Annotated in this window: 13 protein-coding genes; 1 reads left to right on the top strand and 12 read right to left on the bottom strand. The window is 68.4% G+C overall.

Features of this window, described 5'->3' with window-relative positions; genetic code table 11:
- Window position 1: 1 nt before the first annotated feature.
- The 12 genes from GHK24_RS13610 to GHK24_RS06165 form a co-directional block, all read right to left on the bottom strand.
- Window positions 2–226, bottom strand: a complete 225-nt coding sequence (locus tag GHK24_RS13610) for a DUF1289 domain-containing protein (protein WP_153470619.1) — start codon at window positions 224–226, stop codon at window positions 2–4.
- A 49-nt stretch (window positions 227–275) separates the two neighbouring features.
- Window positions 276–1,202, bottom strand: coding sequence for a hydroxymethylglutaryl-CoA lyase (locus GHK24_RS06115; protein WP_153470622.1), 927 nt, complete (start codon window positions 1,200–1,202; stop codon window positions 276–278).
- 1 nt (window position 1,203) lies between these two features.
- A complete protein-coding gene (locus tag GHK24_RS06120; RefSeq protein ID WP_277986409.1) occupies window positions 1,204–3,414 on the bottom strand; it encodes an acetyl-CoA carboxylase biotin carboxylase subunit in 2,211 nt (736 codons plus the stop codon).
- A 189-nt stretch (window positions 3,415–3,603) separates the two neighbouring features.
- On the bottom strand, window positions 3,604–4,407 hold the full coding sequence (locus GHK24_RS06125; protein ID WP_153470625.1) for an enoyl-CoA hydratase/isomerase family protein: 804 nt from the start codon (window positions 4,405–4,407) through the stop codon (window positions 3,604–3,606).
- 46 nt (window positions 4,408–4,453) lie between these two features.
- Window positions 4,454–6,079, bottom strand: coding sequence for a carboxyl transferase domain-containing protein (locus GHK24_RS06130; protein WP_153470628.1), 1,626 nt, complete (start codon window positions 6,077–6,079; stop codon window positions 4,454–4,456).
- Window positions 6,079–6,759 (bottom strand): 2-hydroxychromene-2-carboxylate isomerase, encoded by a 681-nt coding sequence (locus tag GHK24_RS06135; protein ID WP_228384565.1) that lies wholly within the window; start codon window positions 6,757–6,759, stop codon window positions 6,079–6,081. The genes GHK24_RS06130 and GHK24_RS06135 overlap by 1 nt, the downstream gene beginning before the upstream one ends.
- 87 nt (window positions 6,760–6,846) lie before the next feature.
- The gene (locus tag GHK24_RS06140; RefSeq protein WP_153470632.1) at window positions 6,847–7,989 is read right to left on the bottom strand and encodes an acyl-CoA dehydrogenase; all 1,143 of its coding nucleotides are present in this window, start codon (window positions 7,987–7,989) and stop codon (window positions 6,847–6,849) included.
- A complete protein-coding gene (locus GHK24_RS06145; RefSeq protein ID WP_153470635.1) occupies window positions 7,986–8,936 on the bottom strand; it encodes a DMT family transporter in 951 nt (316 codons plus the stop codon). The genes GHK24_RS06140 and GHK24_RS06145 overlap by 4 nt, the downstream gene beginning before the upstream one ends.
- Window positions 8,937–8,951: 15 nt before the next feature.
- Window positions 8,952–10,133: an acetyl-CoA C-acetyltransferase gene (locus GHK24_RS06150; protein WP_153470638.1), complete on the bottom strand. Its 1,182-nt coding sequence runs from the start codon at window positions 10,131–10,133 to the stop codon at window positions 8,952–8,954.
- Window positions 10,134–10,239: 106 nt separating this feature from the next.
- A complete protein-coding gene (locus GHK24_RS06155) occupies window positions 10,240–11,415 on the bottom strand; it encodes an isovaleryl-CoA dehydrogenase (protein ID WP_153470641.1) in 1,176 nt (391 codons plus the stop codon).
- A gap of 5 nt (window positions 11,416–11,420) precedes the next feature.
- Window positions 11,421–11,876 carry a PaaI family thioesterase gene (locus GHK24_RS06160; protein ID WP_153470644.1) on the bottom strand — a complete coding sequence of 152 codons (456 nt, stop codon included), beginning with the start codon at window positions 11,874–11,876 and terminating at the stop codon, window positions 11,421–11,423.
- A gap of 221 nt (window positions 11,877–12,097) precedes the next feature.
- Entirely contained in the window at window positions 12,098–12,508 is a 411-nt protein-coding gene (locus GHK24_RS06165; protein WP_167681658.1) for a MerR family transcriptional regulator, read from the bottom strand.
- Between the two features lie 293 nt (window positions 12,509–12,801).
- On the opposite strand from GHK24_RS06165, the gene GHK24_RS06170 reads away from it, so the two are divergent.
- Window positions 12,802–13,980, top strand: coding sequence for an MBL fold metallo-hydrolase (locus GHK24_RS06170; RefSeq protein WP_340666119.1), 1,179 nt, complete (start codon window positions 12,802–12,804; stop codon window positions 13,978–13,980).
- Window positions 13,981–13,998: the final 18 nt, after the last annotated feature.

Consider the following 13,998-nt stretch of genomic DNA (forward strand, 5'->3'; position numbering starts at 1 on the left):
TTCATTCTCCTTTCGTACGTCGCGCGGCGACGGCTGCCAGCACGGCGCGCTTCTCGTCATCTGAAAAACCGCTCCAGCCGCCGATCTCGTCGAGCGTGCGCAGACAGCCGGTGCAGAGGCGGCGCGCGGCGTCCATGCGGCAGATGTCGACGCAGGGCGATTTCGGCGACGCGGCCGGGGCGGGCTGGTCTGCGGCTTTACGCGGCGAGGGGAGGTGTGCATTCATCGGCGGCATCCGGGGCGTTGGTGATAACGCCGGCGCCGAGGGCGGAGCCTCAGCGCCGGGCGTGGCGCGCTGCGAGCAGCGCACGTGCGGCCTTCGACAGCGGTTCGCGCCGAAGGTGCGCGAGGATGAAAGTGCCGGCGTCGAGCAGCCGATCCATGTCGACGCCCGTCGCGATGCCGAGGCCGTGTAGCAGATAGACGAGGTCTTCCGTCGCCACGTTGCCGGAGGCGCCGGCGGCGTAGGGGCAGCCGCCGAGCCCGCCGATGGCGGCGTCGAAGGTCGCCACGCCGAGTTCGAGCGAGGCGTAGACGTTGGCGACGGCCATGCCGTAGGTGTCGTGATAGTGCCCCGCCAGCCGCTCAACTGGCACGACGGCGGCGCAGGCCTCGATCATGCGCTGCACGGCGCGCGGCGTGCCGACGCCGATGGTGTCGCCGAGCGAGATTTCGTAGCAGCCGAGCGCGGCAAGCTCGCGCACGACGGCGGCAACCTGCGCTGGCGCCACGGCGCCTTCGTAGGGGCAGCCGACGACGCAGGAGACGTAGCCGCGCAGGCGCAGGCCGTGCGCCTTGGCGGCGTCGGCCAGAGGCGCGAAGCGGGCGAGGCTGTCGGCAATCGAGCAGTTGATGTTGGTCTGCGAAAAGCGCTCCGAGGCGGCGGCGAAGATCGCTACCTCGCGGGCGCCCGCCGCGAGCGCGGCTTCGAAGCCTCTGAGGTTGGGCGTCAGCACCGGGAAATCGACGCCGGGGCGGCGGCGCGGGCTGGCGAGTACGGCCCGCAGGACATCGCCGGCGTCGGCCATTTGCGGCACCCACTTCGGCGAGACGAAGGAGGTCGCCTCCACGGCCGGCAGCCCGGCGTCGGCGAGGCGTTCGATGAGCTCGATCTTGACGGCGGTGGCGACGGGCGTCGCTTCGTTCTGCAGACCGTCGCGGGGGCCGACTTCGACCAGACGGACGCGGCGTGGCAGCGCCATTTCAGTGCGCTCCGAGCGCGGGCACCTGCTCGCTGGCGACGAAGTCGACCAGCGCGGCGCCGTCACTGACCTGCTCGCCGACCGCGTAGCGGAACTGGCGAACGACGCCGGCCTGCGGCGCCGTGATGGTGTGCTCCATTTTCATGGCTTCGAGGATGAGCAACGGCGCGCCGCGTTCGAGCGGCTGGCCGACGGTGGCGAGCAGGGCGATGATCTTGCCCGGCATCGGCGCCGTCAGGCCGCCGTCGCTACTGCCACGGCCGCCTGCTTCGACAAGATGCAGCGGGTCGTGGCGGAGCAGCGGCCAGGTGCCGCCGTTGGCAAAGACGATGCGCCGTGCCAGCCCCGGTTCGTTGATGGCGACGACGCTGGCGACGTGCCGTTGGCCGTCGATCTCGACGGCAAAGCGCTCGGCCGGCGCGTCGGCGCCCGGTTCGGCGGCGAGGCGCTGCGCGCGCACGAGCGAGACTTCGCCCTGACAGCTCAGCTGCCACTGGGCGCTCGCCGGTGCGCCGGCGTCGCTGCCTGTGCCGTGTGTGCTGCGGGTGCCAGCGGGTGTCTCACGCGTGCCGCTGGCGTCGTAGCGCACGTTGACGTCGACCAGTCGTTCGCCGTCGCGGAAGGTCAGCGTGCGAGCCGAGCCGAGGTTGAGGCGCCAGCCGTCGCGGGCGTTCCAGGGCGACCATGGATCGCCGCTGGCACGGGCCGCGCGGCGGGCGGCTTCGTTTTCGGCAAGCAGTTCGCCGACGGCGGCGATGAGCAACGCTTCGCGCGGCGCGGCGGCGGCTTCGGTAAAGATCAGCTCGCGCTGGCGCTCGATGAGGCCCGTATCGAGATCGGCCTGACTGAAGGCGGGGCAGGCGACGAGCCGCCCAAGAAAGTCGATGTTGGTGGTGACGCCCGCCACCCGCCAGTCGGCGAGCGCGCGGCGCAGGCGGGCGAGGGCGCCGGCACGCGCGCCCTCGCTGCTGGCTCCGCCGTCCCAGACGATCAGCTTGGCGATCATCGGGTCGTAGTGCGGAGTGATCTCGTCGCCCTCTTCGACGCCGCTGTCGATGCGCACGTTCACGCTCTCGGCGGGCGTCGCCAGTCGCAGCAGGCGCCCGGTCGACGGCAGGAAGCCACGCGAGGCGTCTTCGGCGTAGATGCGCGCCTCGATAGCGTGGCCGTGAATGCGCAGCTGCTCCTGCGCCAGCGGCAGCGCTTCGCCGGCGGCGACGCGCAACTGCCATTCGACGAGGTCTTGCCCGGTGATCATTTCCGTGACCGGATGCTCGACCTGCAGGCGCGTATTCATTTCCATGAAGTAGAAGCGGCCGCTGCTGGCGAAATCGCTTTCGGCGATGAATTCGATGGTGCCGGCGCCGACATAGCCGACCGCGCGTGCCGCGGCGACGGCGGCTTCGCCCATGGCGCGGCGGCGCTCCGGCGTCATGCCGGGGGCGGGCGCTTCTTCGAGCACTTTCTGGTGGCGGCGCTGCACCGAGCAGTCGCGCTCGAAGAGATGCACGCAGTGGCCGTGGCTGTCGGCAAAAATCTGGAATTCGATGTGGCGCGGACGCAACAGATAGCGTTCGATGAGCACACGCTCGTCGCCGAAGGCCGCCGCAGCTTCACGGCGGCAGGAGGCGAGCGCGGCGGCAAAGTCAGCACTCGCCTCGACGACGCGCATGCCCTTGCCGCCACCGCCCGCCGAGGCTTTGATCAGCACCGGATAGCCAATGGCGTCGGCCTGCGCGTTGAGAAACCCGGCGTCCTGATTGTCGCCGTGGTAGCCCGGCGTCAGTGGCACGCCGGCGGCGGCCATCAGCGTTTTCGCTGCCGATTTCGAGCCCATGGCGCGGATCGCGGCGGCCGGAGGGCCGACGAAAATCAGTCCGGCGGCAGCGCAGGCGTCGGCGAAGTCGGCGTTTTCCGAGAGGAAGCCATAGCCGGGGTGGATCGCCTGAGCGCCGGTCTTGCGGGCGGCGTCGAGGAGGCGCGCGCTGTCGAGGTACGACTCGCGAGCCGCCGCCGGCCCGATGCAGATCGCCTCATCCGCGAGCCGTACGTGGCGTGCGTTGGCGTCCGCCTCCGAGTACACCGCGACGCAGCGGATTCCCAGTCGGCGCGCGCTGCGGATGATGCGACAGGCGATCTCGCCGCGATTGGCGATGAGGAGAGTGTCGAATCTGCTGCCCGTGCCCAAAGGGCGTGTCGCCGCCATGCTCATGCTGCCTCCGTGTAGGGAATGCCGGTGTGCCGTGGGTAGAGTGCTCTGTCGTTGTCGTCGTGGTTCTGCGAAATCCGTCGTAACTCTGTGCCGTCTATCTGTTTCGTCGATCGGTCGTGGTGTCGCCGGGGGGCGCCGTCGGCGCTGGCGTGGGCCGGTTGTTCGCGTGCTGGCCTTGGGCGGTGAGGTTCAGAGCGCCTCGTCGTCGAGCTGCCAATCGGGCCTGCGTTTGTCGAGGAAGGCGGCCAGACCTTCGCGGCCTTCCGGGCTGGCGCGAACGTAGGTGATGCGGCGGACGGTTTCTTCAATGGTGGCGTCGTCGATGGGCTGGCCGGCGACGACGCGGATCAGCGCCTTGCACTCGGCCTGCGCGCGCGGGCCGTTCTTCAGCAGCGTGTCGACGAGTTCGGCGATGGCGTCGTCGAGCTGCTCGATGCCGGGGACGATCTCGTGCACCAGTCCGATGCGGTAGGCTTCGGCGGCGGAGAAGCGCTCGGCGCTGAGCATGTAGCGGCGGGCGTGGCGTTCGCCGATGGCGGCCAGCACGTAGGGGCTGATTACCGCCGGGATCAGGCCGAGTTTCACTTCCGAGAGCGAAAAAATGGCGTCGTACGAGGCGATGGCGATATCGCAGGCGGCGATCAGGCCGACGCCTCCGCCGTAGGCCGGGCCGTGCACGCGGGCGATGGTCGGCTTCGAGAGGCTGTTGAGCGTCGACAGCAGTTCGCCCAGACGACGCGCGTCGGCGAGGTTCTCGTCGTCGCTGGCGGCGGCGGCGCGCTTCATCCAGTTGAGATCGGCGCCGGCGCAAAAGCTCTTGCCGGCGGCCGATATGATGACGACGCGCACGCGCCGGTCGTCCTCAAGTTGGCGCAGACCGGCGGTGATTTCGCTGATCAGCGTCTCGTCAAAGGCGTTGTGCCGCTCCGGTTTCATCAACGAGAGGATGCCGACGGCGCCGTCGATCTCGGTGACGATGGACTGGTAGTTCATGAAAGCTCTCCTGTACGGATGCGAGGCGCGTCTGGCGGGCGCCGCGCTACATGCGAAAGATGCCGAATTTCGTCGCTTCGGCCGGCGCGTTCATCGACGCCGACAGCGCGAGGCCCAGCGTGCGCCGCGTCTGCGCCGGATCGATGATGCCATCGTCCCACAGGCGGGCGCTTGCGTAGTAGGGATGTCCCTGCGTTTCGTACTGCGCGCGGATTGGTGCGCGGAAGGCTTCTTCCTCTTCGGCGCTCCAGGTCTTGCCGGCGGCTTCGAGTGCGTCGCGGCGCACCGTCGCCAGCACGCCGGCGGCCTGTTCGCCGCCCATCACCGAGATGCGCGCGTTTGGCCACATCCACAGAAAGCGCGGGCTGTAGGCGCGGCCGCACATGCCGTAGTTGCCGGCGCCGAAGGAGCCGCCGATAACCACCGTGAACTTCGGCACCTTCGCCGTCGCCACGGCGGTGACCATCTTGGCGCCGTCGCGCGCGATGCCGGCGTTTTCGTACTTGCGCCCGACCATGAAGCCGGTGATGTTCTGCAGGAAGACGAGCGGAATGCCGCGCTGCGCGCACAGTTCGATGAAGTGCGCCGCCTTCAGCGCCGATTCCGAGAAGAGGATGCCGTTGTTGGCGACGATGCCGACCGGATAGCCCCACAGGCGGGCGAAGCCGCAGACGATGGTCGTGCCGTAGCGCGCCTTGAATTCGTCGAAGTCCGAACCGTCGACCAAGCGGGCGATGATCTCGCGCACGTCGAAAGGCTTGCGCGAGTCGGTCGGGACGATGCCGTACAGCTCTTCTTCGGCGTAGGCCGGCGGGCGCGGTTCGGCGAGCGACACCGGCGGCGTCTTCTGCCAGTTGAGGTTGCCGACGATGCGCCGCGCGATGGCCAGGGCGTGCGCGTCGTTCTCGGCCAGATGATCGACCACGCCGGAAATGCGCGTATGCACGTCGCCGCCGCCCAAGTCTTCAGCCGAGACGACTTCGCCGGTCGCCGCCTTAACGAGCGGTGGGCCGCCGAGGAAGATGGTGCCCTGGTTGTGCACGATGATCGACTCGTCGCACATCGCCGGCACGTAGGCGCCGCCGGCGGTGCACGAGCCCATCACGGCGGCGATCTGCGGAATGCCGGCGGCCGACAGGTTGGCCTGGTTGAAGAAGATGCGGCCGAAGTGCTCGCGGTCGGGGAAAACCTCGTCCTGCAGCGGCAGGAAGGCGCCGCCCGAATCGACCAGATAGACGCAGGGCAGGCGGTTCTCGGCGGCGATTTCCTGTGCGCGCAGGTGCTTCTTCACCGTCAGCGGGTAGTAGGTACCGCCCTTCACCGTCGCGTCGTTGGCGACGATCATGCATTCGACGCCGTTGATGCGGCCGATGCCGGTGATCACCGACGCGGCCGGCACCTCGAAAGGGCTATCCCCTTTCTCGTCGTACATGCCCCAGGCGGCGAGCGGCGACAGTTCGAGGAAGGGCGAACCGGGGTCGATCAGCGCGTCGACGCGTTCGCGTGCGAGCAGCTTGCCGCGCGCGACGTGCTTCTGGCGAGCGGCTTCCGAGCCGCCCTGCGCGATGCGCGCGACGGTGGCGCGCAGGTCGTCGACCTGTGCGCGCATGGCGGCGGCGTTGGCGGCAAAGTCGGCGCTGCGCGGGTCGATGGCGGTAGTCAGTTGCGGCATCAGAATCCCCCTTCGGCAAGCCAGTGTTCGAGTTGTGGCAGTCGGTCGACGCCGAAGAAGGCTTCGCCGTCGACGATGAAGAAAGGCGAGCCGAAAACCCCTGCGGCGAGTGCGGTCGCGCACTCGGCCTTGAGCGCTTCTTTCAGCGCCGGAGCGGCGAGGGCGGCGCCCAGTTCGGCGTAGAGCGCGTCGGCATCGGCCACGCCGCATCGCTCGGCAAAGCGCCTGTCGGCGGCGGCACATGCGGCGGCGACGGCGAGGCTCGTTTCCGGCGCGGCGATGTCGCGGCCGTCGACGAAATAGGCGCGGTAAAGCGCGCGCGCGAATTCGGCCGCTGCCGCCGGGTCTCGTTCGCGCAGCCAGAGCGTGGCGCGGGCGGGTGCTTGCGAGGGCACCGGGAAAGGGGCCGGCAGGCGAAAAGGCACCTTGAGGAAACGCGCCGAGCGGGCGAAGTCGCGGCGCGCGTAATCGCCCTTGAGCGGCACTTCGGTCAGCGGCGCGGCCCCCGTGGTGCGAAAGATCACGCCGAGCAGGATGGGCCGCCAGACGACGCGCCGGCCATGGCGCGCCGCCAGCGCGTCGATCTGCGTCGACGCGAGATAGCCGTAGGGCGAAGAAAAGTCGAAGTAGAACTGGATCGGCGAGAGGGGGGGCTGCTCGTTACTCAACTCGGTGTTCAAGTCGTGTCTCCTCCGGGGGGCAGGGCATCGTGCCTCTTGACGGGCATGTGACGCGATCAACGATGGACGAACGGCGCGACGGGCCTCCTAGACGCCGTCGGCGGCGATGGCGCGGCCGATCACCAGCCGCTGGATGTCGTTGGCGCCTTCGTAGATCTGGCAGACGCGCGCGTCGCGGTAGATGCGTTCGACCGGGAAATCGGAGACGTAGCCGTAGCCGCCGTGGATCTGGATGGCGTCCGAACACACCTTCTCGGCGATTTCGGAAGCGAACATCTTGGCCATCGACGCTTCCTTGAGGCAGGGCTTGCCGGCATCGCGCAGCGCGGCGGCGCGCCAGACGAGCAGGCGCGCGGCGTCGACCTGCGTCGCCATGTCGGCCAGCCGGAAGTTCACCGCCTGATGCTCGATGATCGGCTTGCCGAAGGTTTCGCGTTCGTGCGCGTACTTCACCGCCGCTTCCAGCGCCGCGCGCGCCATGCCGACCGACTGCGCGGCGATGCCGATGCGCCCGGCTTCGAGATTGGCCAGCGCGATCTTGTAGCCGTCGCCGGGCGCGCCGAGCAGCGCCGAGGCCGGTACGCGGCAGCTTTCGAAGATGATCTGCGCGGTGTCCGAACAGTGCTGTCCCATCTTTTCTTCGAGGCGGGCGACGATGTAGCCGGGCGTCGCCGTCGGCACGAGGAAGCAGGAAATGCCCTTTTTGCCGGCGGCCTTGTCGGTGACGGCGAAGACGATGGCCACGTCGGCGTACTTGCCGGTGGTGATGAACTGCTTGACGCCGTTGAGGATGTAGTCATCCCCGTCGCGGTCGGCGCGCGTGGTGATCGCCGACGCGTCGGAGCCGGTGTGCGGTTCGGTCAGGCAGAAGCAGCCGAGCTTTTCGCCGCGCGCCAGCGCCGGCAGCCAGGTTTCCTTCTGCTGCTGCGTGCCGTAGCGGTTGAGGATGCCGCAGGGCAGCGAGTTCTGCACGCTGACGATGGTCGAGATGGCGCCGTCGCCGGCAGCGATCTCTTCAAGCGCCAGCGCCAGCGAGAGGTAGTCCATGCCGGCGCCACCCCATTCTTCCGGGACGACCATGCCGAGCGCGCCCAGCTCGCCGAGTTCGCGCAGCAGCGCGGCGGGGAATTCGTGCGTGCGGTCGCGCTCGCCGGCGGTCGGCGCCAGCTTTTCCTGCGCGAAGGCGCGCAGGGTGTCGCGGATCATTTCCTGTTCCTGCGTCAGGATCATGCGGTTTTCTCCGGGGTGTGGGCGGCGCGTGCGGCGACGCGGCGCGCCTGCGGGGTGGCGCGGTTGGTCAGGGTGACGCCGGCAACGGCGATGACGCCACCGATAATGGCAGCCGGCCCGACGCGTTCGTCGAGCAGCAGGGCGCCGAGCAGTACGGCGAAGAGCGGTACGAGGTTGATGAACGCCGAAGCGCGCGTCGCGCCAAGGCGCTCGACGGCTTCGGAGTACCAGGTAAAGCCGATGACGGTGCCGAACAGGCCGAGGAAGACGATGCTGGAAATGCCCTGCCAGCCCGCGCCGTCGAGCGCGAGCAGCGAGCCGTCCACAGCAGCGGCAATAGTGAGCATGACCCAGCCAGTGAGGCTGGCGCCGAAGGTCATGGCCAGTGGCGACAGCGTTTGCGCGGCGCGGCGGCCGATGAAGGTGTAGGCCGCCCAGAGGACGACGCAGCCCATGATCAGCCATTCACCCCGGCCGACCTCGCCGGCGAAGAGGCGCAGCGGATCGCCGTGGGTGACGACGACCAGGCAGCCGAGCATCGCCAGCAGGATGCCGGTGGCACGCAGACGCGACATTGGCGCGCCAAAGCACAGCCAGTCGGCGGCGGCGACGGCGGCCGGGGTCAGTGCGACAACCAGTGCGCCGCGTCCGGCCTCGATGCGCTGCAAGCCGTAGAGGAAGCAGATGTTGTAAAGAAAGATGCCGCTGGCGCCGAGGGCGACGAGGAGCAGCCACTCGCGGCGGCTCCAGCGCGGCAGCCCCTCGCGGGCGACGACCAGCAGGCCGAGCACCAGCGCGGCGACGAAAAAGCGCCAGCTGGCTGCGGCCAGCGGCGTCACTTCGCGCACGGCCACCCGGCCGGCGATCCAGGTGCCGCCCCAGAAGAAGGCGGTACCGAGGAGCTTGAGCCAGGTGGCGAGGGGCGTAGCAGGATGCGTGTGGCTCATTGCGACGGCGGCCACCTACAGACGTTCGATGGCGATGGCGACGGCTTCACCGCCGCCGATGCACAGCGAGGCGACGCCGCGACGGCCACCGTGGCGGCGCAACGCACCGATCAGGGTAGTCAGGATGCGCGCACCGGAGGCGCCGATCGGATGGCCGAGGGCGCAGGCGCCGCCGTGCACGTTAACCTTTTCGTGCGGCAGACGCAGGTCGTGCATGGCGGCCATGGTGACGACGGCAAAGGCTTCGTTGATCTCGAAGAGATCGACGCTATCGGCGCTCCAGCCAGTCGCTGCGAAGAGCTTTTGCATGGCGCCGACCGGTGCCGTGGTGAACCACGCCGGGGCTTGCGCGTGACTGCTGTGGCCGACGATGCGCGCCAGCGGCGTCAGGCCCCGCCGCTCGGCTTCGGAGGCGCGCAGCAAGACCAGCGCGGCGGCGCCGTCGGAGATCGACGACGAGTTGGCGGCGGTGACGGTGCCGTCTTTCTTGAATGCCGGCTTCAGTGTGGCGATCTTGTCGATGCGCGCCTTCCCCGGTTGCTCGTCGGTGTCGATCAGCACATCGCCCTTGCGTCCGCTGACGGTCACCGGCGCGATTTCCCAGGCGAAGGCGCCTTCGGCGATGGCCTGTTGCGCACGCTCGGTCGAGGCGACGGCGAAAGCATCCTGTTTCTCGCGCGTGAAGCCGTAGGCGCTGGCGCATTCTTCGGCAAAGGTGCCCATCAGGCGGCCTTTGTCGTAGGCGTCTTCGAGGCCGTCGAAGAACATGTGGTCGATCAGCTGGCCGTGGCCGAGGCGATAGCCGCTACGCGCTTTCGGCAGCAGGTAGGGGGCGTTGCTCATTGATTCCATACCGCCGGCGATGGCGATATTGGCGCTGCCGGCGACGAGTCCGTCGTGGGCCAGCATGACGGCTTTCAGCGCCGAGCCACAGACCTTGTGCACCGTCGTGGCGCCGACCGAGAGCGGCAGACCGGCGCCGAGCGTCGCTTGCCGTGCGGGCGCCTGCCCGACGCCGGCTTGCAGCACGTTACCGAAGACGACTTCGTCGATGGCGTCGGGGAGCAGACCGGCCCGCTCGACGGCAGCGCGGATGGCGACCGCACCGAGCTGCGGCGCGGTAAGTGCGGCAAATTCACCCTGAAAAGCGCCGAGCGGCGTGCGGGCAGCGGCAACGATGACAATCGGATCGGACATCGGAAGTCTCCTCTAGAGATGAAAGCGGTGGTCGCGCGGGGGGGCGGCGGCGGTGTAACCGCCAAGCATGGCGGAAAAGTCGCGCCGCGACCAGCCCGGTGCCGTCTCAGGCGGTGTCGCCGAAGAGCTCGCGGCCGATCAGCATGCGGCGGATTTCGGAGGTGCCGGCACCGATCTCGTAGAGCTTGGCGTCGCGCCACAGGCGGCCGGCGGGGTAGTCGTTGATGTAGCCGTTGCCGCCGAGCGTCTGGATCGTCTCGCCGGCCATCCACGTCGCCTTCTCGGCGGCGTAGAGGATGGCGCCGGCGGCGTCCTTGCGCGGCGAGCGGCTGCCGGCGCCGACCTTCTCGCAGGCGCGGCCGACGGCATAGACGTAGGCGCGGCAGGCGTTGAAGGTGGCGTACATGTCGGCGAGCTTGCCCTGCATCAGCTGGAATTCGCCGATGGCCCGGCCGAACTGGCGGCGCTCGTGCACGTAGGGCAGCACGGTGTCGAGGCACGCGGCCATGATGCCGAGCGGGCCGCCGGCGAGCACGGCGCGCTCGAAGTCGAGCCCGCTCATCAGCACGCGCGCGCCGTCGTTTTCGAGGCCGAGCACGTTTTCGGCGGGGACTTCGCAGTCGTCGAAAAACAGCGGCCAGGTGTTCGAGCCGCGCATGCCCAGCTTGTCGAGCTTGGCGCCGGCGGAGAAGCCCTTGAAGCCCTTTTCGACGAGGAAGGCGGTGATGCCGCGCGGGCCGGCGCCCGGGTCGATCTTGGCGTAGACGACCAGCGTGTCGGCGTCGCCGCCGTTGGTAATCCACATCTTCGAGCCGTTGAGCACATAGCGGTCGCCCTTCTTCTCGGCGCGCAGCGTCATCGAGACGACGTCGGAGCCGGCGCCCGGCTCGGACATGGCGAGCGCGCCAACGTGTTCGCCGGAGATGAGTTTCGGCAGGTAGCGCTGCTTCTGTGCAGCCGTGCCGTTGCGTTTGATCTGGTTCACACACAGGTTGGAGTGCGCGCCGTAGGAGAGTGCCACCGCCGCCGAGGCGCGCGACAGTTCTTCCATGACGACGATGTGCGCGAGGTAGCCGAGGCCGGCGCCGCCGTATTCCTCTTCGGCGGTGACGCCGAGCAGGCCCATGTCGCCGAACTTTTTCCACAGGTCGGCGGGGAAATCGTTGTCGCGGTCGATGGCGGCGGCGCGCGGCGCGATTTCGGCGGCGGCGAAATCCTTCACCGCGTCGCGCAGCATGTCGATCGTCTCGCCGAGTTCGAAATCGAGTCCGTGGTAGTTCATTTGTCTCACTCCTTATGGTTTATTTCTTTTTTGCCATGCACGGTCATGATCGTCTGCTGCATGACCGCGCACAGGGTCTTGTGTCCGTCTTGTACGGCGAAAACCTCGCCGCGGGTGATGATCAGCGTGCGCCCGTAGCGCAGCACCGATCCTTCGGCGATCAGGAGCTGGCCGTCGGCCGGCGCCAGCAGGTTGATCTTGTATTCGACGGTGAGCACGCTGGCTTCCGCCGGGATCAACGTTGCCGCCGCGTAGCCCGCCGCCGAGTCGGCGATCATGCCGACCACGCCGCCATGGATGTAGCCGTGCTGCTGCAGCAGATCGGCACGCCGTGGCAGGTGGATTTCGGTGTAGCCCGCCTCGACCACCGGCAGTGTCGCGCCGATCAGCGCCATCGCCGGCTGCCGGCCAAAGCTTGTACGCACGCGGGCAGCGAAGTCGGGGTCGTGAGGCTTGTGCATGGCGTCGCTCCGGCAACAGGGCTTTGGGGAGGGCTGAGGAGTGCGGCAGAACGGTACGGCGGGGGTATTTGAATTGACGTTGACGTTAACGTCAACATCTTTGCGTATGGTGCAAAGAAAATGCTGGCGCGCTGCCGCGCGCGGTGCTGGCAGCGGACCGGGCGGAGATACCGGCGGCGTACCGGCTGAGATGCGTTAGGTGGTGGCGGCGCTGCGCCCGTTCAGGCGGCGGATGGCGGGTCGGCGCATTCGTCCTCGCCGACGAGCAGTTCGCGGCATTGCGTCTCGAAGGCTTCGAGTTCGCCGAGTACGGCTTCGATGTCTTCGCGCTGCTGTAGCAGCGCCGCCTTGCGCCGGCCCAGGACGAGCAGCAGTTCGGCCAGTTGCGAGCGTTCGTCGCGTGCCGTGTCGTACATGCCGATCAGCTCCTTGATCTCGGCAAGGCTCAGACCGAGGCGTTTGCCGCGCAGGGCGAGCTTCAGGCGGGTGCGGTCGCGGCGGGCGAAGACGCGGGTACGGCCGTCGCGGCGCGGCGCGATCAGCCCCTGATCTTCGTAGAAGCGGATGGTGCGCGGCGTGATGTTGAACTCGCGCGCAATCTCGGAAATGCTGAACGTCGCCTGCCTGCTCACTGGGCTGTCCGGGTGGGGTCGAATGATATAGTCCTTGGCGCCCAGGCCCCTCGCGCACGGCGCGATGGTTGCGCGTGACGGCGAGTGCTGGTGATGAACTGCTGTAATGCGTGGGCGTCGCTGGCCGCCGAGTTTAGCGCCTGACGCGGTTTTTACAATCGGCATGCCGCCCCTTCTTTTTTCGGAGCTTCGTCCTGATGAGTCCTGCGCCCCTTGATGCCACGCCCGATACCACGTCTCCTACCACGCCTCATGCCACGCCCGGTGGCGCGCCGAACCCACTGACGACTCCAGTGTCAGCGACTGCCGGGCTGCCGAGTTACCCCTGCACGCAGGTACCGGCGGCTGGCGAGAGCATCGAGATCGCGCCCGGTGTGCGCTGGTTGCGCATGCCCCTGCCCTTCGCGCTCAATCACATCAACCTGTGGCTGATCGCCGATGGCGCGCTCGTGCCGCTTGCTCTTGCCGATGCGGCAGCGCAAGACAGCGTGGTGGAGGATGCTCTGGCAGGCGCGGCGGCGAGAGACGCGGCGCTGACAGGCGATACGCCGGCAGGTACCGCGCCGGATGCCGCCGCGGGCGGCTGGACGATCGTCGACACCGGCTTCGCCTTGCCCGTCGTACGGGAGTGCTGGACGCGGATTCTCGGTGAGCTGGCAGCGACGCCGCAGGGCGGGCGCATTCGCCGCATCGTCGTCACCCATTTTCACCCCGACCATATTGGCCTCGCCGAGTGGTTGCAGACGCAGACCGGGGCACCCGTGCTGATGACGCTCGGCGAATACCTGACGGCGCACGCGGTCTGGCACGAAATCGGCGGCCACGGCAACGCGCCGATGCAACGCCAGTTCGCCCTGCATGGCCTCAGCCCCGAGGGGGCGGCGGCGATTGCGGCCGGTCGTGGCGGTTACAACCGCGGCGTGCCCGCGTTGCCGACGCAGTACCGGCGCCTCTTGGCTGGCGACGAGCTATGCATCGGCGGGCGGCGCTGGCAGGTGATCGTCGGTCACGGGCATTCGCCGGAACACGCGGCGCTTTACTGTGAAGATGACCATGTGCTAATTTCCGGTGACATGGTATTGCCGAAAATATCGACCAATATCAGTGTCTTCGCTGTCACGCCGGAGGCCAATTCTCTGGCCGATTTCCTCGCTTCGCTCGACCGCTTGCGGGCCTTGCCGGCCGACACGCTGGTGCTGCCTTCGCATGGCTTGCCTTTCCGCGGTCTGCACGATCGCATCGACGCGCTGCACGCCCACCACCATGAGCGTCTGGTGCGACTGGAAGCCCACTGTACGACGCCGCACTGCGCGGCCGAGTTGCTGCCAATACTGTTCGAGCGCGAGCTCGACGCGCATCAGACGATGTTTGCGATGGGCGAAGCGATTGCTCATCTGAACTGGCTGGAACACGCCGGTCGCCTGCGCCGCTGTCGCAGCGACGACGGCATCATCCGTTTCATGCGGGCCTGAGGCCGATCCGCTCTCGGG

This window comes from Rhodocyclus gracilis (assembly GCF_009617575.1).
Lineage (GTDB): Bacteria > Pseudomonadota > Gammaproteobacteria > Burkholderiales > Rhodocyclaceae > Rhodocyclus > Rhodocyclus gracilis.

Coding starts and splice junctions, on each gene's coding strand:
- GHK24_RS13610 (WP_153470619.1), bottom strand. CDS start 226: ATGAATGCACACCTCCCCTCGCCGCGTAAAGCCGCAGACCAGCCCGCC.
- GHK24_RS06115 (WP_153470622.1), bottom strand. CDS start 1,202: ATGGCGCTGCCACGCCGCGTCCGTCTGGTCGAAGTCGGCCCCCGCGAC.
- GHK24_RS06120 (WP_277986409.1), bottom strand. CDS start 3,414: ATGAGCATGGCGGCGACACGCCCTTTGGGCACGGGCAGCAGATTCGAC.
- GHK24_RS06125 (WP_153470625.1), bottom strand. CDS start 4,407: ATGAACTACCAGTCCATCGTCACCGAGATCGACGGCGCCGTCGGCATC.
- GHK24_RS06130 (WP_153470628.1), bottom strand. CDS start 6,079: ATGCCGCAACTGACTACCGCCATCGACCCGCGCAGCGCCGACTTTGCC.
- GHK24_RS06140 (WP_153470632.1), bottom strand. CDS start 7,989: ATGATCCTGACGCAGGAACAGGAAATGATCCGCGACACCCTGCGCGCC.
- GHK24_RS06145 (WP_153470635.1), bottom strand. CDS start 8,936: ATGAGCCACACGCATCCTGCTACGCCCCTCGCCACCTGGCTCAAGCTC.
- GHK24_RS06150 (WP_153470638.1), bottom strand. CDS start 10,133: ATGTCCGATCCGATTGTCATCGTTGCCGCTGCCCGCACGCCGCTCGGC.
- GHK24_RS06155 (WP_153470641.1), bottom strand. CDS start 11,415: ATGAACTACCACGGACTCGATTTCGAACTCGGCGAGACGATCGACATG.
- GHK24_RS06160 (WP_153470644.1), bottom strand. CDS start 11,876: ATGCACAAGCCTCACGACCCCGACTTCGCTGCCCGCGTGCGTACAAGC.